This window comes from Stenotrophomonas sp. NPDC078853 (assembly GCF_044901215.1).
Classification (GTDB): domain Bacteria; phylum Pseudomonadota; class Gammaproteobacteria; order Xanthomonadales; family Xanthomonadaceae; genus Stenotrophomonas; species Stenotrophomonas lacuserhaii.
The window spans coordinates 25,259-46,157 of record NZ_JBJDOQ010000009.1 but is presented as its reverse complement, the minus strand read 5'-3'; the positions used below and the strand labels follow the sequence as shown (position 1 = coordinate 46,157).

The 20,899-nt window shown below is 67.2% G+C and carries 20 protein-coding genes; 14 read left to right on the top strand and 6 right to left on the bottom strand.

The window, feature by feature from the left end; all coding sequences use genetic code 11:
* Positions 1-149 precede the first annotated feature (149 nt).
* The 6 genes from ACI2JH_RS10915 (at position 150) to ACI2JH_RS10890 (ending at position 7,304) form a co-directional block, all read left to right on the top strand.
* Positions 150-2,531 (top strand): TonB-dependent receptor domain-containing protein, encoded by a 2,382-nt coding sequence (locus ACI2JH_RS10915; RefSeq protein WP_404736184.1) that lies wholly within the window; start codon positions 150-152, stop codon positions 2,529-2,531.
* Positions 2,532-2,633: 102 nt separating this feature from the next.
* Positions 2,634-3,272 carry a PepSY-associated TM helix domain-containing protein gene (locus tag ACI2JH_RS10910; RefSeq protein WP_404736183.1) on the top strand — a complete coding sequence of 213 codons (639 nt, stop codon included), beginning with the start codon at positions 2,634-2,636 and terminating at the stop codon, positions 3,270-3,272.
* A gap of 31 nt (positions 3,273-3,303) precedes the next feature.
* On the top strand, positions 3,304-3,822 hold the full coding sequence (locus ACI2JH_RS10905) for a DUF2271 domain-containing protein (RefSeq protein WP_101100804.1): 519 nt from the start codon (positions 3,304-3,306) through the stop codon (positions 3,820-3,822).
* Between the two features lie 49 nt (positions 3,823-3,871).
* Positions 3,872-4,675, top strand: a complete 804-nt coding sequence (locus tag ACI2JH_RS10900; protein WP_101100805.1) for a DUF4198 domain-containing protein — start codon at positions 3,872-3,874, stop codon at positions 4,673-4,675.
* A 53-nt stretch (positions 4,676-4,728) separates the two neighbouring features.
* Positions 4,729-5,688 carry an FAD:protein FMN transferase gene (locus ACI2JH_RS10895; protein WP_404736182.1) on the top strand — a complete coding sequence of 320 codons (960 nt, stop codon included), beginning with the start codon at positions 4,729-4,731 and terminating at the stop codon, positions 5,686-5,688.
* Entirely contained in the window at positions 5,685-7,304 is a 1,620-nt protein-coding gene (locus tag ACI2JH_RS10890) for a sulfite reductase subunit alpha (RefSeq protein ID WP_404736181.1), read from the top strand. Before ACI2JH_RS10895 ends, ACI2JH_RS10890 begins: the two co-directional genes overlap by 4 nt.
* 8 nt (positions 7,305-7,312) lie before the next feature.
* On the opposite strand, the gene ACI2JH_RS10885 is transcribed toward ACI2JH_RS10890, so the two are convergent.
* The 4 genes from ACI2JH_RS10885 to ACI2JH_RS10870 all read right to left on the bottom strand — a co-directional run bounded on the left by ACI2JH_RS10885 (position 7,313) and on the right by ACI2JH_RS10870 (position 10,508).
* A complete protein-coding gene (locus tag ACI2JH_RS10885; protein WP_404736180.1) occupies positions 7,313-7,927 on the bottom strand; it encodes a HutD family protein in 615 nt (204 codons plus the stop codon).
* A gap of 47 nt (positions 7,928-7,974) precedes the next feature.
* Positions 7,975-8,691, bottom strand: a complete 717-nt coding sequence (locus ACI2JH_RS10880; protein WP_101100808.1) for a murein L,D-transpeptidase catalytic domain family protein — start codon at positions 8,689-8,691, stop codon at positions 7,975-7,977.
* 30 nt (positions 8,692-8,721) lie between these two features.
* Positions 8,722-9,795: a L,D-transpeptidase gene (locus ACI2JH_RS10875; protein WP_404736179.1), complete on the bottom strand. Its 1,074-nt coding sequence runs from the start codon at positions 9,793-9,795 to the stop codon at positions 8,722-8,724.
* 326 nt (positions 9,796-10,121) lie between these two features.
* On the bottom strand, positions 10,122-10,508 hold the full coding sequence (locus ACI2JH_RS10870) for a helix-hairpin-helix domain-containing protein (protein WP_349999963.1): 387 nt from the start codon (positions 10,506-10,508) through the stop codon (positions 10,122-10,124).
* A gap of 202 nt (positions 10,509-10,710) precedes the next feature.
* Here ACI2JH_RS10870 and ACI2JH_RS10865 point away from each other — a divergent pair, with 202 nt between their 5' ends.
* The 8 genes from ACI2JH_RS10865 (at position 10,711) to ACI2JH_RS10830 (ending at position 19,444) form a co-directional block, all read left to right on the top strand.
* Positions 10,711-12,204 (top strand): M20 family metallopeptidase, encoded by a 1,494-nt coding sequence (locus ACI2JH_RS10865; protein WP_101100809.1) that lies wholly within the window; start codon positions 10,711-10,713, stop codon positions 12,202-12,204.
* Positions 12,205-12,273: 69 nt separating this feature from the next.
* Positions 12,274-12,546: a GlsB/YeaQ/YmgE family stress response membrane protein gene (locus ACI2JH_RS10860; protein WP_101100810.1), complete on the top strand. Its 273-nt coding sequence runs from the start codon at positions 12,274-12,276 to the stop codon at positions 12,544-12,546.
* A gap of 51 nt (positions 12,547-12,597) precedes the next feature.
* Positions 12,598-13,620 carry an aminoglycoside phosphotransferase family protein gene (locus tag ACI2JH_RS10855; protein ID WP_404736178.1) on the top strand — a complete coding sequence of 341 codons (1,023 nt, stop codon included), beginning with the start codon at positions 12,598-12,600 and terminating at the stop codon, positions 13,618-13,620.
* A complete protein-coding gene (gene murU, locus ACI2JH_RS10850; protein WP_319274859.1) occupies positions 13,617-14,330 on the top strand; it encodes an N-acetylmuramate alpha-1-phosphate uridylyltransferase MurU in 714 nt (237 codons plus the stop codon). The genes ACI2JH_RS10855 and murU overlap by 4 nt, the downstream gene beginning before the upstream one ends.
* A gap of 534 nt (positions 14,331-14,864) precedes the next feature.
* Positions 14,865-16,745, top strand: a complete 1,881-nt coding sequence (prpE, locus tag ACI2JH_RS10845) for a propionate--CoA ligase (RefSeq protein WP_101098695.1) — start codon at positions 14,865-14,867, stop codon at positions 16,743-16,745.
* A 193-nt stretch (positions 16,746-16,938) separates the two neighbouring features.
* Positions 16,939-17,430 carry a hypothetical protein gene (locus ACI2JH_RS10840; RefSeq protein ID WP_042615051.1) on the top strand — a complete coding sequence of 164 codons (492 nt, stop codon included), beginning with the start codon at positions 16,939-16,941 and terminating at the stop codon, positions 17,428-17,430.
* A 115-nt stretch (positions 17,431-17,545) separates the two neighbouring features.
* Positions 17,546-18,634: a suppressor of fused domain protein gene (locus tag ACI2JH_RS10835; RefSeq protein ID WP_317450774.1), complete on the top strand. Its 1,089-nt coding sequence runs from the start codon at positions 17,546-17,548 to the stop codon at positions 18,632-18,634.
* A gap of 108 nt (positions 18,635-18,742) precedes the next feature.
* Entirely contained in the window at positions 18,743-19,444 is a 702-nt protein-coding gene (locus tag ACI2JH_RS10830) for a lytic polysaccharide monooxygenase (protein WP_404736177.1), read from the top strand.
* A 48-nt stretch (positions 19,445-19,492) separates the two neighbouring features.
* Here the strand turns inward: ACI2JH_RS10830 and ACI2JH_RS10825 are convergent, their stop codons facing one another.
* On the bottom strand, positions 19,493-20,104 hold the full coding sequence (locus tag ACI2JH_RS10825) for a glutathione S-transferase N-terminal domain-containing protein (protein ID WP_101098697.1): 612 nt from the start codon (positions 20,102-20,104) through the stop codon (positions 19,493-19,495).
* 88 nt (positions 20,105-20,192) lie between these two features.
* Positions 20,193-20,651, bottom strand: coding sequence for a cell wall hydrolase (locus tag ACI2JH_RS10820; RefSeq protein WP_042615053.1), 459 nt, complete (start codon positions 20,649-20,651; stop codon positions 20,193-20,195).
* Between the last annotated feature and the right edge of the window lie 248 nt (positions 20,652-20,899).

The following is a 20,899-nucleotide window of genomic DNA, read 5'->3' as shown; positions in this document are numbered from 1 at the left end:
CTGCGTGACCGTGCGCAGCGCCCCCGGGGCGTGCGCGTCGATCGCTTCTGTCGCATTCGTCACCTGTCGGCCCGGACCGGGCCCTTCGCACCGCACCGCGCCTCCGGCGTCGGCCGCGGCGCTTTCCAGCACCCTTTGGAGTTACTGCCATGGCCCAGCGCCATCGTCTGCGTTCGCCCGCTTCCCGCACCGTCCTGTTCAGCGCCCTGCTGTGCGCCCTGGCCGCCCCGGCCTTCGCCGAAGTCGCCGCGCCGCGCACCCTGGACCAGGTGGTGGTCACCGCGTCCGGCTTCGAACAGAAGATCACCGATGCGCCGGCCAGCATCTCGGTCATCACCCGCGAAGAACTGGCTACGCGCCCGTACATGACCCTGCTCGATGCGGTGCGTGACCTGGAAGGCGTGGACGTGGGCGAGACCCGCGACAAGACCGGCCAAGGCTCGGTTTCCATGCGTGGCATGGGCTCGGATTACACCCTGTTGCTGATCAACGGCCGCCGCCAGAACAACCACGGCGACATCTACCCGAACAACTTCGGCGGCAACCAGTTCAACCACATCCCGCCGCTGGATGCGATCGAGCGCATCGAAGTGATCCGCGGCCCCGCCTCCACCCTGTACGGCGCCGATGCGATGGGCGGTGTGATCAACGTGATCACCAAGCGCGCGCTGGACAGCTGGCACGGTTCGGCCACCATCGGCCGCACCTTCGAAACCGATGACCAGTTCGGCGATGACAGCACCGTCGATGCCTTCATCACCGGCCCGCTGCTGCCGGGCGTGCTGAACCTCAGCGCGCGTGCCAGCTGGTATGACCGCAAGGCGTCCAACCCGGTGTATTCGCCGTCCACCGATCCGGCCGGCGTGGAGCACACCCGCCCGCTGGGCTTCGGTGCCGGCGGCAAGACCGTGGACAACACCAACAAGTCCGGCGGCGTCAGCCTGGAGTGGAATGCCACCGATGCCCAGCGCATCACCCTGGACTTCGATACCTCGCGCCAGGAATACGACAACTCGATCAAGATCAACGACGCCGGCGTGGAGGAGTACCCGGTCGGCACCGTCGATGGCATCGCCTCGATCTGGCGCGGCAACTCCACCACCTGCATCACCCGCCGCAACTGCACGCGCGCCGATCCGCGCGTCGGCTACAGCGCCAGCCAGGAGTTCACCCGCGATGCGTGGGCACTGACCCACGAAGGCGACTGGAGCTTCGGCCGCAGCCTGGTGTCGCTGGCCCACGTGGCCACCAACAACGATGGCCGCACCATGCCGTTCACCGTGGACGAGCGCCGCCAGCTGCTGCAGATGCTCAACGGCACCGGGGCTTATGTCGGCCAGACCGAGGCGCAGCGCCGCGCCGCCGCCGAAGCCGCCTTCCTGCCGCGTCCCAAGCGCACGCTGGAAAGCGCGCAGTACACCCTGGATGCCAAGCTGGACATCCCGTTCCAGGCTGCCGGCGAACACATCGCCGTGGTCGGCGCGCAGGTGATCCGCGGTGAGCTGACCGACGGGGTGTTCGGCATGGAAAGCGGCAATCCCGGCCAGGTCCAGGACCACAACATGTACTCGCTGTTCGCCGAGGACACCTGGAACATCACTGCACCGTTCGCGCTCACCTACGGCCTGCGTTTCGATGACCATGAAGTGTTCGGCAACCACCTCAGCCCGCGCCTGTACGGTGTGTACACGCTCAACGAAGCGTGGACGGTCAAGGGCGGCGTCAGCACTGGATTCAAGACCCCAAAGACCACCCAGCTGTACGACGGGGTGACCGGCTTCGGTGGCCAGGGCACGTCGCCCATGTACGGCAACCCGGACCTGCAGCCGGAAACCAGCACCAGCACCGAACTGGCGGTGTACTGGCAGCACCCGCAGGGCCACAGCGCCAACGCCACCGTGTTCCACAACAAGTTCGACGACAAGATCGCCTCGCAGCCGTGCGGCCCCGGTTTCGCGCTGGCCTGCAGCAGCAGCGGCGAGTACGCCGAACTGGGCTATGCCAGCAGCTCGCGCACGGTGAACATCGACGAGGTGGTGATCCAGGGCGCGGAAGTGGCCGGCCGTTGGGAGATCAGCGAACGCTTCGCGCTGCGCGCCAACTACACCTATACCGACAGCGAACAGAAGAGCGGCGCGGAGAAGGGCCTGCCGCTGGGCAACAGTGCCAAGCACATGGCCAACGCCACCTTCGACTGGCAGGCCAGCGAGCGCTTGAACGTGTTCCTGACCGGTGAAATGCGCTCCAAGCGCTACCGCGGGGTCAGCGCCATCACCAGCCAGCCGCTGTACTACAAGGATTACACCGTGCTGCACCTGGGCGCGTCCTACCAGGCGACCGAATGGCTGACCGTCAATGCGCGCATCAACAATCTGCTGGACCGCGATTTCACTACCTACCAGGCCACCTTCACCGACCTGGATGGCAACGGTGCCTATGCCGATGGCGGCAACGAAGTGCTGTTCGAGGATGACTACAACAACAAGGACAAGGCCCGCAGCGTGTGGGTGAGCCTGAACGTCTCGTTCTGACGGGCTGGGTAGTGCCGGCCGCTGGCCGTCATTACCCCTCCAATTGCGAACAATTCTCATCAATGCTGTAATGCCCCCTCTCCCTGAGCCCTGCCCATCTGCGTGAGCCGTTCCGTCTCTTCTACCGTGCAGCAACAACAAAGCCGCGGTTTCTGGCTGCGCACGCTGCATCAATGGCACTGGATCAGCTCGGCCGTCTGCCTGATCGGCATGCTGCTGTTCGCCGCTACCGGCATCACGCTGAACCACGCGGCGAAAATCGAAGCGACCCCGCAGGTGGACAACCGCCAGCTGGACCTGCCGGCCGCGGTGCTGGCACAGCTGGGCACGCGCGCCGACGGCAACGCGCCGTTGCCGCGTCCCGCGCGCCAGTGGCTGGATGCAGAACTGGACATTTCCATCGGCGGCCGCGCCGCGGAGTGGTCGCCGCAAGAGATCTACCTGTCGCTGCCGCGTCCCGGCGGCGATGCGTGGCTGAGCATCGACCGCGAAAGCGGCGCGGTGGAGTTCGAATCCACCTCGCGCGGGGCGGTGTCCTACCTCAACGACCTGCACAAGGGGCGCAATGCCGGCCCGGCGTGGGGCTGGTTCCTGGATGTGTTCGCCGTGGCCTGCCTGGTCTTCTGCATCACCGGCCTGTTCCTGTTGCACCTGCATGCGCGGCAGCGGCGCATGACCTGGCCGCTGGTCGGCCTGGGCCTGATGATCCCGCTGCTGATCGCCCTGTTGTTGATCCACTGACCTTCCCTGCCCTTTCCTGCTGGAGCCGCCCATGCGCGTCACCCTCACCATCGCCCTCAGCGGTTTGCTGGCTACTTCGCCGGCTTATGCGACCACGCTGGACATCAACGTCGAAGTCCCCAAGCTCAACGTCGCCGAGTACCACCGCCCGTACGTGGCGATCTGGCTGGAAGGGGCCGACCAGAAGGTCGCCGCCAACCTGTCGGTCTGGTACCAGCAGACCGGAAACAGCGAAGGCCATGGCACCAAGTGGCTGCCGGACCTGCGCCAGTGGTGGCGCAAGAGCGGCCGCACGCTGGAGGTGCCGGTGGACGGGGTGACCGGCCCGACCCGCCCGGTCGGCACCCACGCGCTGTCATTCAACGACCGCCAGCCCGCGCTGAAGGACCTCGCGCCGGGCAACTACACCCTGGTGGTGGAAGCGGCGCGCGAAGTCGGCGGCCGTGAACTGGTCAAGGTGCCTTTCAGCTGGCCGGCAAAGTCCGCGCAGAACGGTTCGGCACAAGGCAGCACCGAACTGGGCAAGGTCACCCTCGCCATCAAACCCTGAGCTGTTCCAGCATGGGTCCGTACCTTCTTTCTCCTGGAGTCATACCCCGATGAAGCGCACGCTCGTCCTTGCCGCCGCCCTGGCTGCTGCCCTTCCGTTCTCCGCCCTGGCCCACAAGGCCTGGCTGCTGCCGTCGCAGACGGTGATCGCCGGTACCAACCCGTGGATCACCGTGGACGGTGCGGTATCCAACGACCTGTTCTACTTCAACCACGTGCCGCTGCGCCTGGAATCGGTTGTGGTCACCGCACCGGACGGCAGCAGCGTGCAGCCGCAGAACAGTGCCACCGGCAAGTTCCGCAGCGTGTTCGACATCGAGCTGAAGCAGGCCGGCACCTACCGCATCGCCTCGGTCAACGACGGCCTGTTCGCCACCTATGAGTTGAATGGCGAGCGCAAGCGCTGGCGCGGCAACGCGGCCAGCTTCGGCGAACTGCCGAAGGAGGCGAAGAACGTGCAGGTATCCGAATCGGTCGGCCGCGTGGAAACCTTCGTCACCAATGGCGCGCCGAATGCCACCGCGCTCAAGCCGACCAACAAGGGCATCGAGCTGATCGCGGTGGGCCACCCGAACGATCTGTTCGCCGGCGAAGAAGCGACCTTCCGCGTGCTGGTGGATGGCAAGCCAACCGCCGGCCTGGAGTTCGAGATCGTGCGTGGCGCCACGCGTTACCGCAACGCGCAGGAAGAGATCAAGGTCACCAGCGATGCCAAGGGCGAGATCAAGGTGAGCTGGCCGGAAGCCGGCATGTACTGGCTGGAAACCGGCACCGAAGACAACAAGACCTCGGTGAAGCAGGCTGAAAAGCGTAGGCTGAGCTACGTGGCGACGCTGGAAGTGCTGCCGCAGTAATGACCCCGGAGCCGGGCCTGGCCCGGCTCCACTGGCACCCCAAGCACTTGCTGATGACCAACCCGCAACTCGATATCGCACGCCTCGGCGGCACCACCATGGGCACTTCATGGTCGGTCTCACTGACGGTGCCGCGCAGCCGCGGCCTGCATCCGCTGCACGCCGGCATCCAGGCCCAGCTGGACCGTGTCGTGGCGCAGATGAGCACCTGGGAACCGACGTCGGACCTGAGCCGCTACAACCGCGCCGCCGCAGGCAGCTGGCATCCACTGCCGCTGCAGACCCGCCAGGTGCTGGCCGCTGCGCAGGACGTTGCGGCAGCCAGCGACGGCGCTTTCGATCCCACGCTCGGCCCCTTGGTGGCACTGTGGGGTTTCGGTGCGCATGCCGCCGCGCGGAGCCGCCCGGACCCGCAGATACTCGCAGCAACCCGCGCCCGCTGCGGCTGGCAGAGACTGCAGTGGCAGGGCGATGCGCTGCTGCAGCCCGGCGGGTTGGAACTGGATCTCTCGGCGATTGCCAAAGGCTTCGGGGTGGATGAAGTGGTGCGCTGGCTGCACGACCAGCAGATCGGCGCCGCATTGGTGGAAGTAGGCGGCGAACTGCACGGGTACGGCCGCAAGCCCGACGGCCAGCCATGGCGCGTGCTGGTGGAATCCGCCCCGGAAGAAGACGTGCGTACACCCACCCCGCCGCGCGTGTTGGCACTGGACGGCAAGGGGATCGCCACCTCCGGCGACCGCTGGCACCACTACCAGCAGGACGGCGAACCGATCAGCCACAGCGTGGATCCGCGCAGCGGCCTGCCGGTACAGCGCGCGGCCGCAGCGGTGACCGTGGTCGCCGACAATGCCATGCACGCCGATGCGTGGGCGACCGCACTGACCGTGCTCGGCCGCGATGCCGGGCTGGAACTGGCGACCCGCCTGCAGTTGGCGGCGCGCTTCCTGGAACGCAGCAGCGAAGGTCCGGTGGAAACGCTCAGCCCTGCCTTCCAGGCGCTGCTGCCATGAGCCCGCGCCCGTCGCGCGCGCGGGTCGGAAACCTGCTGGTGATGCTGGCCTTGGCCATCGTGGCCTGGCTGCTGCTGCGCCTGCACCTGGACGAAAGCGGGTGGGAGCTTGCCCCGCGCCGCGCCGCGCTGTGGACCGCGATCGCCGCCGTCGGCGGTTACGCCGCGCTGTGTGCCCTGCTGTGGTGGCAGACCCGGCCACGCCGCGAGCGGACCGATCCGGCGCAGCGGCCGATCCTGCTGGTGTGGGCCAGCCAGACCGGCTTTGCCGCGCAGTTGGCCGAACGCAGTGCCGAGGCCCTGCGCGGTGCCGGCCTGGCAGTGCGCGTGCGCAGCATCGAGCAGCTGGATGCCGCCCTGCTGGCGGACAGCGAACGCGCGTTGTTCATCGCCAGCACGACCGGCGAAGGCGACCCGCCCGACCACGCCGCGCCATTCCTGCGCCGGCTGATGACCGCAACGCCGTCGCTGGGCCACCTGCATTACGGCGTGCTGGCGCTGGGCGACCACAGCTACGCGCACTACTGTGCGTTCGGCCATCAGCTGGACGACTGGCTGCGCCGGCATGGCGCGCATGCGCTGTTCGACACGGTGGAGGTAGACAACGCCGACCCGGCCAGCCTGCGCCACTGGCAGCAACTGCTGGGCCAGCTGGGCGGCGATGCCAGCGACCAGCCGGACTGGAGTCCGGTGGAGTACCAGACGTGGACGCTGCTGCGGCGCGAACATCTCAATCCCGGCAGCGCAGGTGGCCCGGTGCACTGGCTGCGGCTGCAGCCGCAGCCGGGGCCGGGGCCGGCAGGCAGCGAGGTGCAGTGGCAGGCCGGCGACATCGCCGAGATCGGCCCGCAGCACGCCCCGGGCGTGGTGCAGGCATGGCTGCAACGGCACCAGCTGCAGGGCGACACCCTGCTGGCCGATGGGCAGACCCTGCACGCGCGGCTGTCACGTTCGCAGCTGCCCGGGGTCACCGCCGGCGGCGACCTGCAGACCCTGCTGGCGATGCTGCAACCCCTCCCACACCGCGAATACTCCATTGCCTCAGCCATGCACGACGGCGCAGTGGAACTGCTGCTGCGGCGGCAACTGCGCGCCGACGGCACGCCGGGCATCGGCAGTGGTTGGCTGTGTGACATCGCACCGGTCGGCGGCCCGATCGACCTTCGCCTGCGCCGCAACCCCAATTTCCACGGCGTGGACAGCACGCGGCCGTTGATCCTGATCGGCAACGGTACCGGCATCGCCGGGCTGCGCGCGCACCTGCACGAACGCGAAGCGGCCGGAGCCAGCCGCAACTGGCTGCTGTTCGGCGAGCGTAATGCCGCGCACGATTTCCACTTCGGCGACGAACTGGTGCAGATGCAGCAGCGCGGCATGCTGGAGCGCCTGGATGCGGTGTTCAGCCGCGACGGCGGCGCCCATCGTTACGTGCAGGATCGTCTGTTGGCAGAAGCCGGGCGGCTGCGCCAGTGGGTCGAGGAAGGCGCCGCGATCCTGGTCTGCGGCAGCCTGCAGGGCATGGCGCCGGCGGTGGATGCGGTGATCGAACAGGTGCTGGGCGCCGAAGGAAAAGAGGCGCTGGTGCTGGCCGGACGCTACCGCCGCGACGTGTACTGAAGCGCGCGCTACCGCTCCGCCGGACCCAGCCGGATCGCCAGCAGCTCACCGCCGCCGTGCAGTGCATGCCGGCGACGCTCGCCGGCAGCCAGCCAGGCCGTGTCACCCTGCTGCATCGGCGGCAGATCAACGTCGGCGTCGGCGTCGAAGCGGGCCTGTCCGGCCAGCAGGTGGATGGCCCAGGCCACGTCCGGTTCGGTGAAAAAATACATCGGCCCTACGATGGGCCGGTGCAGCACCTGCGCAGCCAGCGTGTCGCGCCGCCACATCAGGTTGAAATCGTGGGTGGTGCCGTCCACCAGTTCGCCGTGCAGTGCCTGTTCGCCGGCGAACCGTACGCGACCATGCGGCGGCAGCACCTCTTCGACCCGGCCATCATCGAAGCGCAGGCGCACCCCGTTTCCGTGCAGCAGCACCAGCTCGCGATCCACGCCCGGGAAACTGGAAAATGCTGCGTCTGATTCGATTTCGGCGATTGAAAGACGCAGGGCCCAGTCTTCGCCGACGCTCGGCAGGCGCAGGATTTCGCGCGTCCAGCCCAGCCCATTGCGCCAGCGTTCGCGACGGTAATCGACGCTGGGGATGACCTGGCTGGGGTGCTGCAGGATGTCGGTCGCGTTCATGCGCCCATTGTGCCGTGCCGTCCCCGCGTTGACGACGCGTCGTGCCGTCAGCGCTTGGCCAGGCTGCCGCCGCAGTCGGCGTCCAGCAGCTGGGAGCGCTTCAGCCAGTCCTGGTCGGGGTAGTACGCAAACACCATCGTGCCGCCGCTGAGTGCATCGATCAGCGGCTTGGCAACAGTCAACCGCACGGCAGGACAGCCGAGGCTGCGGCCCAGCCGGCCCTGCAACCGTGCGGCGGAGGGATTCACGTAGGGCGCGCCGTGGATCACGATCGCCCGCTCCCGCGCATGGTCGTTGAACCCCGGCTCCAGTCCGTCCAGGCGCAACGAATAGCCGTTGCCTCCGACGTAGGTTTCCTGCGCGGTGAACGCCCCGATGCTGGACATGAAGCTGCCCTCGCGATTGGAGAAATGCTCGGTGCGGTCGGCGCCGCTGTTGCGCCCATGCGCCACCCACTCTTCAAACAGCAGGCGCTGGCGGCGCAGGTCGAATACCCACAGGCGCTGCTGGGTGGAGGGACGCGAATAGTCGATCACGCCCAGCCGCTCCGGCACCACGCCCAATTCGGGCCGGCGCAGCGCGCAGCGCATCGCACTGGCTGCCAGTTGCAGCACTTTTCGGTCCGCGTTGGGCGCAACCCGGGCCAGGATCGCGCCAAGGTCAGGGCCGGACACCGCAGCCGGCGGCGGCTGCGCACTGGCGGGCAGGCTGCAGGCGGTCAACAGGCCGAGGGCAGCCAGCCAACGGGGGCGTGGCGGTTTCATCTGGGCGGGTTCAACAGGTCCATTCAGACCCTACAGAGTGGACCCGGCCGGCTCGGATTCCAACACCGGCTGCATGCCCGGTTCAGCTGCACTTGGGCGTACCGCCGGCAGCGAGGTCACCAGCAGGGTGGTGCCCGGCACCAGCGCGGCGTACAGCTGGCGGGCGAAATCCGGCGGCAGCGCCATCGGCAGCGACGGCGTGGCCAGCAGGTCCGGGGTGGCCTGGGCGTCGGACTGTCCCAGCAACGGATAGGCGGTCCAGCGGTGCAGGCGCTGATGCGCATCCAGCGGGCTGGGCTGGTCGGTATGACCTTCGCCCATCACGAACAGCGTGGTGCCGTCGAAGGCGGGCAAGGCCGAAGCCACCAACGGGGATTCACCGATCAATACGCCATCGCGCAGCACGTAGACCCGCTGGTCATGCAAACTCACCAGCACGCCGACCTGCCCTGCCGGGGCGCCCTGTTCGTTCCAGTAGGCCGCCGTTTCCGCACTGGCCGGGACTTCCGGCAAGGACTGGCCGCGGCTGCTGACCGGGGCCAGCACGGCCGGGTAGGCCAGGGTCATCGGCGAGCTCTTGGCGTCGGCTACCACCACCGTATCGCCGCGCTGGGTGGCGCTGAACAGCTTCTGCGCGAAGGCCTGCGGCAGCCGCACGCAGCCGTGCGAGGCCGGGTGCCCGGGCAGCGCGCCACCATGCAGGGCGATGCCATCCCAGGTCAGCCGCTGCATGTAGGGCATCGGCGCGCTGTTGTAGAGGTTGGAGCGGTGGTCCTTGTCCTTCTGCAGGATGGTGAACACCCCGGTCGGCGTCTCGTGGCCGGCCTTTCCCGAACTGATGGTGCTCAGGCCGATGGCGATGCCGTTGCGGTACACGTAGGCGCGCTGTTCTTCCAAACTGACCACCAGCACGATGGGACCCGAGGGGGATATCTCCGGATGCCAGAGGTATTCACCAGGCTTGAGGTCGGTGGGCCCGCGCACGGCCGGTTCGGCCGATGCATTGGCGGCAGCTGCCGGGGTGGGCACCTGCGCCCGCAGCGGCAGAGGAGCGATAAGCGCAAGCGCCGTGGCGATCATCAGGGAACACTGCAGCAGTCGCATCAGCGCGCTCATCCAGTCCGTAGCAAGGCCCCACGCTAACGTGTCGGGGGCGCAAAAAAAAGAAGGCCCGGCGACACAGCCATGTGTCGTACCGGGCCCTGACAACGTCCTTGTCGGCCTCCCGCCGCCCCGCGCATCCTGCGATGGGGGCAGCGTGCTCCGTGCACGGAGGCCGCGATCATCCCTGGTTGTTTATCCCAGCCCCTTCCACAGGTCTGTGATGCCACCATCCTGGTGTGGTTGACGCCTCCCTGCGCCGGTCGCTGCCACCACGTCCCGTGGCCGGCCCGGGTCCGCTTCCTGCGAACCGCGACAATTCCCCTGTATCAGCGCCTTGGCACGGAACGCACCGGTACCGGTCCGGGTACCGGATCCACCCGGGACATCGTGTCCCCGGTCGTTATCCGCTGTCGATTCCGTTCGACGATGGCTTTCCCTATGCCCTTCACCTGCGTCAAGTCCTCGACGCGTTTGAAGGGCCCGTGCTGCTGCCTGTGCTCGACGATAGCGGCCGCCCGGCTGGGCCCCACCATCGTCAATCCCTGCTGCAGTGCAGAAGCATCTGCCCGGTTGATGTCGACCGGCGCGGCCGCAAAGGCCTGCGTGATCCCCATCGCCAGAAGCAGTGCCCGCAACACGATCCACCAAGGCACGACGTCGTTCTCCTTGTGATCCGAACCTGTCCCGACCGGCATTCCCGTCGGTAAAGACACTGTCCGTCACCACATGTACACAGACTATCGGTCCGTGACATTTCTAACAGCCAGCTAAATACCCGACGCCGTGTAGGAAATTTCCTACCCCCGCTGCTGTGAAAAGACGGGCCGACTCCGTCAGCCGCCCCTATGGCGCACAGTCGGGCATTTCCCGCACGCGTAGAATGGGCGGATCAGTCATTCCAATTCGGAGCTCCAGATGGACAGCGCCAAGCTCGGCCACTATGTCAATCAGAAATGGGACGAGGAAATCGTCCCGCAGCTGGTCGATTACATCCGCATCCCCAACAAGTCGCCGATGTTCGACGCCAACTGGGTGCAGAACGGCTACATGGAGCAGGCCGTTGTCCTGATGGAAACCTGGGCCAAAGCCCAGGACATCCCCGGCCTGAAGGTCGACGTGGTCCGCCTCGAGGGCCGCACCCCGCTGATTTTCCTGGAAATCCCGGCGAGTGGCAGCGAGACCGGCGACGACACCGTGCTGCTGTATGGCCATCTGGACAAGCAGCCGGAAATGACCGGCTGGGACGATGATCTGGGCCCGTGGATCCCGGTGCTGCGCGATGACAAGCTGTACGGCCGCGGCGGCGCCGATGACGGTTACGCCATCTTCGGCTCGCTGGCCGCAGTGCTGGCGCTGCAGGCCCAGGGCCTGCCGCATGCGCGCTGCGTGATCCTGATCGAAGCCTGCGAAGAATCCGGCAGCTACGACCTGCCCGCCTATGTCGACCACCTGGCCGACCGCATCGGCAAGCCGTCGCTGGTCGTTTGCCTGGATTCGGGCTGCGCCAACTATGACCAGCTGTGGTGCACCACCTCGCTGCGCGGCCTGACCGGCGGCAACTTCTCGGTCAAGGTGCTCAACGAAGGCGTGCACTCCGGTGACGCGTCCGGCGTGGTGCCGTCCAGCTTCCGCCTGCTGCGCCAGCTGCTGTCGCGCATCGAGGACCAGGACACCGGCCGCATCCTGATCGACGGCATGCAGGTGGAGATTCCCGCCGAACGCCTTGAGCAGGCCAAGCGCGCCGCCGAGGTCGTCGATACCGCCATCTTCGACAAGTTCCCGCTGGTGGACGGCCTGGTGCCGATGAGCGAAGACCTGACCGAACTGGTGCTCAACCGCACCTGGCGCCCCGCGCTGTCGGTGACCGGCATCGGCGGCATGCCGTCGCTGGAATCGGCCGGCAACGTGCTGCGTCCGCATACCGCGGTGAAGCTGTCGCTGCGCCTGCCGCCCACCGCCGACGGCAAGGCCTGCGGCGAACTGCTGAAGGAAGCCCTGCTGCGCGACCCGCCGAACGGTGCCGAAGTGACGCTGGACCTGGAGAAGGCCTCCAGCGGTTGGAATGCACCGGCGATGTCGCCGTGGCTGACCCAGGCGATCGACGATGCCAGCCGTATGTTCTTCGACAAGCCGGCCATGTACATGGGCGAAGGTGGCTCCATTCCGTTCATGGGCATGCTCGGCGAGAAGTTCCCCGGCGCACAGTTCATGATCACCGGCGTGCTCGGCCCGCACTCCAATGCACACGGTCCGAATGAGTTCCTGCACATCCCGATGGGCAAGAAGGTGACCGCCTGCGTGTCCAAGGTGATCAGCGAACACCACGCCGCCAGCCTGCGTGGGGAGACCAGCGGTTCGCCGGTCGCCGCCGACAGCGGAACCCGCCACGGCGGCCACGGCTGCTGCTGAACTGGGTAAAGTGAGCGACGCCGCCGGCCCTGTCCGGCGGCGTCCCTCATCGCAAAGGATTCCCTGTCCATGAATGGTCTGTTCGGCAGCACCAGCTGGCTCTACATCATCCTGGTCGGCTTCGTGGTCGGCCTGCTCGGCCGCTTCGTCATGCCCGGCAACAACCGCATGGGCTGCCTGCTGACCATCGTGCTGGGCATCGTCGGCGCACTGCTGGCCGGCTGGTTCGGGCAGTACATGGGCTGGTATGCCGCCGGCGAACCGGCTGGTTTCCTCGGCGCGGTACTGGGCGCGGTCGCGGTCCTGGCCCTGCTCCGCCTGGTCAGCGGCGGCCGTCGCTGATTCTTTTCTTTCCCTGATGTCGGCGCCTGCGGGCGCCCGGACGCTGCCTGCATGAACGATCCCGCTTCCCATCCCGAACGCGCCGCGCAGCGCCTGCAGTGGGCACGCGCACAGTTGGGCGATGACCAGGCGATGCTGGACCGCGCGTCGGTGGATGCGGGCATGCGCAGTTACTGGCGCGCCACCAGCCGGGGTGGCAGCCACATCGTGATGGATTCCCCGCCCGGCCTGGAAGACGTGCGGCCGTGGTTGCGCATGCGCGCCCTGCTGCAGGCGCACGGTCTGCGCGTGCCGACCGTGCTGGCCGAAGACATCGAGACCGGGCTCCTTCTGCTGGAAGACCTGGGCGGGCCGACCCTGGCCAAGGTCATCGACGCCGACAGCGCCGATGCCTGGTTCGAACGCGCGATGGACCAGCTGCTCAGCCTGCAGCAGATGCCGGTGCCGGACGACTTCGGCCGCTTCGGCGAGGCGCTGCTGCAACGCGATGCGGGGCTGTTCGACGACTGGTTCCTGCAGCGCCATCTGGGCATCACCCTGGATGGCGACGACCGCCTGCGCCTGCAGGCCGCGCAGCAGTTGCTGATGGACAACGCACTGGGCCAGGCCCAGGTGATGACCCACCGCGATTTCATGCCGCGCAACCTGATGCCGGTGGCCGATGGGCCGGCGGTACTGGATTTCCAGGACCTCGTGCGTGGCCCCATTGCGTACGACCCGGTCAGCCTGTTCAAGGACGCATTCCTGAGCTGGCCGTTGGCGCGCGTGGATGGCTGGCTGGCGCGCTACCACCAGCGCGCGCTGGCGGCTGGCCTGCCGGTGCCGGCGCTTGCGGTATTCCTGCGCGATGCCGACTGGCTGGGCATCCAGCGCCACCTGAAGTGCCTGGGCATCTTCAGCCGCCTGCGCTACCGCGATGGCAAGGGCCATTACCTGGACGATGCGCCGCGCTTCATCGCCTACCTGGATGAAGTACTGCCGCGCTATCCGGAACTGGCCGGGCTGCGACACGTGCTTGATGCGCGGATCAAGCCGGCGATGGCCGCCCAGGGCGAACCGGTGCTGGCCCGATGAAGGCGCTGATTTTCGCCGCCGGCCTCGGCGAGCGGATGCGCCCGCTCACCCTGCACACCCCCAAACCGCTGCTGCCGGTAGCCGGCAAACCGTTGATCGTGTGGCACCTGGAACGGCTGGCCGCACTTGGCGTCCGCGATGTGGTGGTGAATGTTTCCTGGCTCGCCGAAGCCTTCGCGCCGACCCTGGGCGATGGCCGCCAGTGGGGCGTGCAGCTGCATTTCGTCAACGAAGGCGACACCCCGCTGGAAACCGGCGGTGGCATCCTCAATGCCCTGCCCGTGCTCGGTGATGCGCCGTTCCTGGTGGTCAACGGCGATATCTGGACCGACTTCGATTTCGCTGCCCTGCCACGCGAACCGGCGGGCGAGGCGCACCTGGTGATGGTGGACAACCCGGCCCAGCACCCGCAAGGCGATTACCGCCTGGATGCCGCAGGCCTGCTGCACCACGATCGCGCCGGGGCCTGCCTGACCTATGCCGGCATCGGCGTGTACCGGCCGTCGATCGTCGCCGACTGGCGGCAGGTGATCGGCACCGCAGCGGGAAGCGAACGCACGCCGCCGCGGTTCAGCGTGGTGCCGCTGCAGAAGCACTTCATGGCGCAGGGATCGGTCACGGGGCAGCATCATCGCGGACGCTGGACGGACGTGGGGACGGTGGATCGGCTGCGTTTGCTGGATCTGGAGCTGGGTCGGTCGAACGGGTGAGACCCCCTCGCGGGTGGCTGGTCTTAGAGCTGCAATTCGGGTTGGCGCCGGGCGGTGGGGCTGGTCGGGGGACGGCAAAAACCGCATCCATGCGGGCCTCGTTTCGCGCCATCCATGGCGCTCAACGCCCCCGCCCAGCCCCACCGCCCGACCCCCTGACAGGTTCCGGGCGCCGCCCGCCGCGTATGAAAAAAGAGAAAAGCGGTAGCGCCGACCCATGGTCGGCGAGCGCAGCGGGCCGTTGGCGGGAACATTCCGCCGACCATGGGTCGGCGCTACCGAAGGTCCCATGGCCCCCATGGACCTTTCGAAGGTGGGGCGGGGTGGGTTCGCGGGGGCGTTGAGCGCCATGGATGGCGCGAAACGAGGCCCGCAGGATGCGGTTGTTGCCGTCCCCCGCGAACCCACCCCGCCCCGCCAACGCGCAGCCCCACCGCTTTTGACGTTGTACGGCCTACGACCAAGGTCGGGGCGTTCGCGCCGCTGCTGGCGCTCTATGCTCGATCCCATGACTTTGTCTGGGAGGGCTGTGTCATGGACTACGAAGAAACCTACCGCCGTTCGATCGACGAGCCGGAGGAATTCTGGGGCGAAGAAGCCAATCGCATCTATTGGCACAAGAAGCCACAGCAGGTGCTGGACTACAGCAATCCGCCATTCCGGCGGTGGTACGTCGGCGGGGAAACCAACCTCTGCTACAACGCCGTCGACCGTCACCTGGCCGAACGCCCCGACCAGCTCGCGCTGGTGGCCGTGTCCACCGAAACCGGTACCACGCGCGAAATCACCTACCGCCAGCTGTACCGCGAAGTGAACGACTTCGCCGCCGTGCTGAAGCGGCTGGAGGTCGGTCATGGGGATCGTGTGGTCATCTACATGCCGAACATGGCCGAGGCGGTGTTCGCCATGCTGGCCTGCGCCCGGATCGGCGCCGTGCACTCGGTGGTGTTCGGCGGCTTTGCAGCCCACAATCTGGCCCTGCGCATCGACGATGCGCGGCCGAAGCTGTTGATCGCCGCCGACGCCGGCATGCGTGGGGGCAAGCTCATTCCCTACAAGGGCATGGTCGATGCGGCCTGCGCCGAGGCGCAGAATCCACCACCGCACGTGCTGATCGTGTCGCGCGGGCTGGACCCGGCCGAACCGCGCCAGGCCGGGCGCGACGTGGACTACGCCACCCTGCGTGCCGAAGTCGGCGAAGTCGACGTGCCCGTCCAATGGCTGGAGTCCAGCGAGCCGAGCTACCTGCTGTATACCTCCGGCACCACCGGCAAGCCGAAAGGCGTGCAGCGCGATGTCGGCGGCTATGCGGTGGCGATGGCCCAGTCGATGCAGACCGTGTTCGATTGCCAGCCGGGCCAGGTGATGTTCTCCACCTCCGATGTCGGCTGGGCGGTGGGGCACTCCTACAACGTGTATGGACCGCTGATCGGCGGCTGCACGTCGCTGTTGTACGAAGGCCTGCCGACCCACCCGGACCCGGGCATCTGGTGGGCGCTGTGCGAGCAGTACAACGTGCGCACCCTGTTCTCTTCGCCGACCGCGATCCGCGTGCTGAAAAAGCACGACGTCGACTTCATCCGCCGGCATGACCTGAAAGCGCTGAAGTACATCTTCCTGGCCGGCGAGCCGCTGGACGAGCCCACCGCGCACTGGGCCAGCGAAGCGCTGGGCAAGCCGATCATCGACAACTACTGGCAGACCGAAACCGGCTGGCCAGCCCTCACCCTGCTGCCGGGACTGGACATGAAACCGGTGCGCTTCGGCTCTCCCGGCTTCCCCAACCTGGGTTACCGGATGAAGGTGATCGATGAGAACACCGGGGGGGAGGTCGCGCCCGGGCAGAAGGGCGTGCTGGTGATGACCCCGCCGCTGCCGCCGGGCTGCATGAGCACCGTATGGAACGACGATGCGCGCTTCCTGCAGAGCTACTTCAGCCACTTCAAGGAACTGCTTTACAGCTCGCTGGACTGGGCCATCCGCGATGAGGATGGCTACACGTTCATCCTCGGCCGCACCGACGATGTCATCAACGTGGCAGGACACCGGTTGGGCACGCGCGAGATCGAAGAGGCCATTTCCGGTCATCCGCGGGTGGCCGAAGCAGCGGTGATCGGGGTCAAGGACGAACTGAAGGGGCAGGTGCCGCTGGTGTTCGTGACCCTCAAGCAGGGCCTCAACGGCGAAGACCCGGCCCCGGTGGTGGCGGAAATGATGGCGGCGGTGACCGCCTCGCTGGGGGCGGTCGCCCGGCCTGCGCACATCCACGTGGTCAATGCGTTGCCGAAAACCCGCTCCGGCAAGCTGTTGCGGCGTTCGCTGCAGGCACTGGCCGAGCAGCGCGATCCCGGCGATCTGTCGACCCTGGATGATCCGGCGGCACTTGATGAGATCCGGCGCGCGCTGGGACGCTGAACAGTGCGGTGGGGCCGGTGCCGAGGCGGCCCCGGACGCCCGCAGGCGGACGTGCTGCACTGCAGCTCCGCCGGCGCGGCGACTGCGCTAAGCTCGGCCTGTCATCGCGCTGCCACACGGCGCTCCGCCTGGGGGAAACAGGCGGGGTTGCCGCAGCCGGTGGTAATGGGAGTCCAGACAGGGGGGAACGCACATGGCACTGCTGCACGCCAAGACGGCCGCTGGCCGTCAGGAAATCGATGATCGCGCACGGCGGCTGCCTGCCGCGCTGCGATCGATCCTTTTGATGGTTGACGGCCAACGCGATGATGATGCACTGCGTGCATTGCTGCCGGGGCTGCGTGCGCCGCCCGACGCGCTGGAACAACTGCTGGCACAGGGCCTGATTGAAAAGGTCGGCGGCACGGCTGCGCCGGCACGCTCCCCGGCGCTGACCGAAGGCCGCGGCCAGGACCCGGAGCTGTATCGACGTCTCTACGACCTGATGAGTGAATCGGTGCGCCGTCACCTCGGCCTCAAAGGCTATTTCATGCAGTTGAAGATAGAGCGTTGCACCGACGCGGCAGCACTCGAACAGCTGCTGCCGGACCTGGTCGCGGCCATCGGCAAGGCACGCAGCACCGCACTGGCCAACCGCTGGCTGGAGGAAACGCGGCAACAGCTCGAGCCCGCGGTGCTCGGCTAGCGCGTGTGGTTCGGATGCGCATGCGTGTAAGGTTGGATCGAACTGAGACCTTTCGGCCAACGTGCCGACACCCGGGTCGGCTAAAGTGAGGCCCCCGGATCGTCCAGGTTCCATTGTGCAGATCGCCTCCGCTTCCGAGCCTGCCACCGCCATGAAGGATGACAACGGCACCCCCGGCTGGGATGCCATCAGCCAGGCGCTGTGCGCCGCGCATCCCGGTCAGGTGCCGCGTCACTTCGGTACGGCCTTGCCGTGGACCCTCGGCGGCAAGGACCCGCTGGATGGGGTCAGTGTGTACTGGAGTGGACAGGGTCGCCCCCACTGGCATTACGTCAGCTATGGCCTGTCCGAGCTGTTCGACAAGGAAAGCGACGACGTCGAAGTCAGTGGTTTCGGCTTCGAGCTGACCTTCCGCCTGGCCGCTGCGGAAGGCAGCACCGAGGCGGACGCGCCCCCTACCTGGCCGATGAGCCTGCTGCAGAATCTCGCACGCTACGTGTTCCAGACCGGCAACGTGCTGGAGGCGGGACACCATCTGGACGCCAACGGTCCGATCGCCGCCGGTCACGCCACGGCGCTGCGCCACCTCGCCTTCGTCGACGATCCGCAGCTGCCCTCGCGCGAGACCCCCAATGGGCGCCTGCAGTTCCTGCAGGCGGTGGGGCTGACCGATGGCGAACATGGCGCGATCCTGGCCTGGTCCACCGAGGGAGTGTTGAAGGCGCTGGAACCGACCATGCCCTTGTGGATCACAGACCTCGACCGCGCCTGCGCGCTGTCCGATGCCGAGGTGGCCGCCCGCATCGCCGCCGGGACGCAGGCACAGGGGGCCGCCACCGGTCTGTTGCTGGTGGAGATGCTGGAATGGGAGGACGCAGGTGATCCCGGCGGCACCGCCCTGGTGCTCGGCGCGGGGCAGGTCGAGCGCCTGCGGGAGCTGCTGGAGGTTCGCCTGGCCGCTGGCCTGCCGCTGGAGATCGTCGGCCCGCAGCAACGCTGGGTGTTTGAACCGGGCGAGCAGGACAGCGTGCAGGGCGATGACCTGCAACGGACCTGCGTGCTCACTCCCGATGCGTGGGAGCGCCTGCGCCATGCGCTCAGGCCCGTGGCGGGCGTGGTGCGGATATCCCAGGCGCTTTCGATCGATATCCGGCGCACGTGCCTGCGCGACAGCCAAGGCAGACCCCTGCGCTTCATCGGCTGAGAGGATTACCCGGTCCTGCTGCATCGCCCGAGGGCCTCAGCCACATTGGCGATGTCCAATGTCAGTGCGGCCATCATCCGGGCGCGTCTGACACAGGAACCCAACTCCATGAAGCGTTCAGCAGGTACGAGTGCCTTTTCAATGCTCCTTACGGTGGCGGCGGCAATGGGTGGGGGGCTGGCGCCTTGGGACGCACATGCCCACGGCGCCCCTGCTTCGCCGATCGCCCGACAATATCTCTGCTTCAAGGAGCGCGGTTACGACTGGCCCGCCGACGGCAGCAAAATACCAAGCGCGGATTGTCGGCAGGCTTATCGCGAAGTCATGGATGCCTGGCCGTTCCAGCAGTGGAACGAGGTATCAGCGAATCCGCAGGACAAGGGCGACACCCTGGAGAAGGTCAAGGCAGCCGTTCCCGACGGACTGCTCTGCGCCGGTGGCGACGTGCGCAAGCGCGGTCTCGACCAGGCCTCGCAGGCGTGGAGGGCACAGCCGGTCACGACCGATGCGCAGGGCCAACTGGAGGTGGTGTGGGATCTCACCCAAGCGCACAATCCGTCGTGGATGAGGGTATTCCTGTCCAAGCCGTCCTATGACGGCAGCCGGGCGCTGCGCTGGGACGACCTGGAGGAAATCTACAACGAAGCGGCTCCGCCACCCGTACCCGGGACGCCTTTGCCCACTTACACCTTCAACGTGCCCATTCCTGCGGACAGGGCGGGTCGCGCGGTGCTGTATCACTACTGGCAGCGGGACGACAGCGGCAACGAAGGCTTCTTCAGTTGTACCGACATCGATATCCAGCGTTGATGCACACCCACGCGCGGCCACTGCCCGCGCGTGGACTGCAGTCCCGGCTCAGGCCAGGCCTTCCGCCTTCAGTACGGCCTGAACGCCTGCATCGGCATCCATGCGCGTCTTGTACGCGGCAAGATGCTCCAGGCCGGACAGGTCGACCTTCGCTGCGGCGGCCCAGCGCAGGGTGATATAGAAGTAGGGATCGGCGAAGCTGCGGAATCCGGCCAGCCACGGCTTGTCGGCCAGCTGTGCGTCGGCCTGTTCGAAGAGGCCGCGCAGGCGCTTGTGCGCGGCCGCAGCCAGTGCTGCCTTCTGCCCTTCATCAGCCAGGAACTTGCCTGGGGCGAACAGCGGCGAGAACGCCGGGTGCACGTCGGAATTGACAAAGGAAAGCCAACGGGCCGCTTCAGCGCGTTGGCGCGGGCTGCCATCGCCTGCCAGGCCTGCCTGCGGATGGGTATCGGCGATATAGCCCATGATCGCCGCGTTCTGGGTGAGCACGAAATCGCCATCGACCAGCGCGGGCACCGAACCGACCGGGTTGATCTTCAGGAACGCCGGGCTCTTCAGGGTTTCACGATCCAGCAGTTCAACCTCGAACGGCTGGCCGGTCCATTGCAAGGCGATGTGGTCGGCAGTGGAACAGGCACCGGGCTTGCTGTACAGCTTCATGGGAACTCCGCGCGGGATAGGTGGCAACAGACCAACACTATCGCGGAGCCCGCAGCGCCCGGCAATCACGCGCAGGCACAACAGTGCGTTACGACTGCCGCGGCTTGAGGCTCTGCACCTTGTAGAAGGTGTGGTCGCCGATGGTCGCGACCTGGTAAGCGTTGCGCCAGCTCGGGCTGGCAATGGACAGCGCCGCGAAGTGGCTGGCCCCGGGCACGATTTCCTTGCGCTCGCTGACCGGCAGGGCCCAGTTGCGTTCAGCATCGAAGGCAACGGTCATCGCTTCGCGCCAAGCGGCGTCATTGGCCAACTGGGTGCCCGGCGCCACGATGGTCGGAGCAAATTGCTTGCGCGCCGTTACCACCTGGCACATCGAGTCACCCCACAGGCCGCTGTCGCGGCGTCGCAGGGCCACCTCGGCGACGGCCTGCTGGCCACGCACCGTCTGGTCGCGGGCTTCAAGGTAAACGGTCGTGCTCAGGCACAACGAATCAGCGGCCGGCTGCGGCAACAACTGCGACAGCCAGAGAATCCAGGCCAGTTTCATATAACTCCTTGCTCCGTATGGGCCGGACCTGGCGGTTCCGCCGGCAGTGTGGCCGGCAGAGGCGGAGGTACGGCTTGGCGTCATGGGGAGGCGACCATCGGGGTCACCCCGTGGGCGGCCACGAAACGTGATCGACGATCGATCAGGTGGGCCGCACCTGCTCACCGGAACTGGGTGGTGAGCGGGAAAGTTGGCGCAAGGTAAGGGGGTATTTCGCAACGCATCCTGAATCAAACGAGTTGACATTC

Bases quoted from the DNA above. Each gene is read 5' to 3' on its own strand.
- ACI2JH_RS10905 (WP_101100804.1), top strand. From the start codon at position 3,304: ATGCGCGTCACCCTCACCATCGCCCTCAGCGGTTTGCTGGCTACTTCG.
- ACI2JH_RS10830 (WP_404736177.1), top strand. From the start codon at position 18,743: ATGAAGCGTTCAGCAGGTACGAGTGCCTTTTCAATGCTCCTTACGGTG.
- ACI2JH_RS10855 (WP_404736178.1), top strand. From the start codon at position 12,598: ATGAACGATCCCGCTTCCCATCCCGAACGCGCCGCGCAGCGCCTGCAG.
- ACI2JH_RS10900 (WP_101100805.1), top strand. From the start codon at position 3,872: ATGAAGCGCACGCTCGTCCTTGCCGCCGCCCTGGCTGCTGCCCTTCCG.
- ACI2JH_RS10840 (WP_042615051.1), top strand. From the start codon at position 16,939: ATGGCACTGCTGCACGCCAAGACGGCCGCTGGCCGTCAGGAAATCGAT.
- murU (WP_319274859.1), top strand. From the start codon at position 13,617: ATGAAGGCGCTGATTTTCGCCGCCGGCCTCGGCGAGCGGATGCGCCCG.
- ACI2JH_RS10895 (WP_404736182.1), top strand. From the start codon at position 4,729: ATGACCAACCCGCAACTCGATATCGCACGCCTCGGCGGCACCACCATG.
- ACI2JH_RS10880 (WP_101100808.1), bottom strand. From the start codon at position 8,691: ATGAAACCGCCACGCCCCCGTTGGCTGGCTGCCCTCGGCCTGTTGACC.
- ACI2JH_RS10875 (WP_404736179.1), bottom strand. From the start codon at position 9,795: ATGCGACTGCTGCAGTGTTCCCTGATGATCGCCACGGCGCTTGCGCTT.
- prpE (WP_101098695.1), top strand. From the start codon at position 14,865: ATGGACTACGAAGAAACCTACCGCCGTTCGATCGACGAGCCGGAGGAA.
- ACI2JH_RS10890 (WP_404736181.1), top strand. From the start codon at position 5,685: ATGAGCCCGCGCCCGTCGCGCGCGCGGGTCGGAAACCTGCTGGTGATG.
- ACI2JH_RS10825 (WP_101098697.1), bottom strand. From the start codon at position 20,104: ATGAAGCTGTACAGCAAGCCCGGTGCCTGTTCCACTGCCGACCACATC.
- ACI2JH_RS10915 (WP_404736184.1), top strand. From the start codon at position 150: ATGGCCCAGCGCCATCGTCTGCGTTCGCCCGCTTCCCGCACCGTCCTG.
- ACI2JH_RS10865 (WP_101100809.1), top strand. From the start codon at position 10,711: ATGGACAGCGCCAAGCTCGGCCACTATGTCAATCAGAAATGGGACGAG.
- ACI2JH_RS10820 (WP_042615053.1), bottom strand. From the start codon at position 20,651: ATGAAACTGGCCTGGATTCTCTGGCTGTCGCAGTTGTTGCCGCAGCCG.
- ACI2JH_RS10860 (WP_101100810.1), top strand. From the start codon at position 12,274: ATGAATGGTCTGTTCGGCAGCACCAGCTGGCTCTACATCATCCTGGTC.
- ACI2JH_RS10885 (WP_404736180.1), bottom strand. From the start codon at position 7,927: ATGAACGCGACCGACATCCTGCAGCACCCCAGCCAGGTCATCCCCAGC.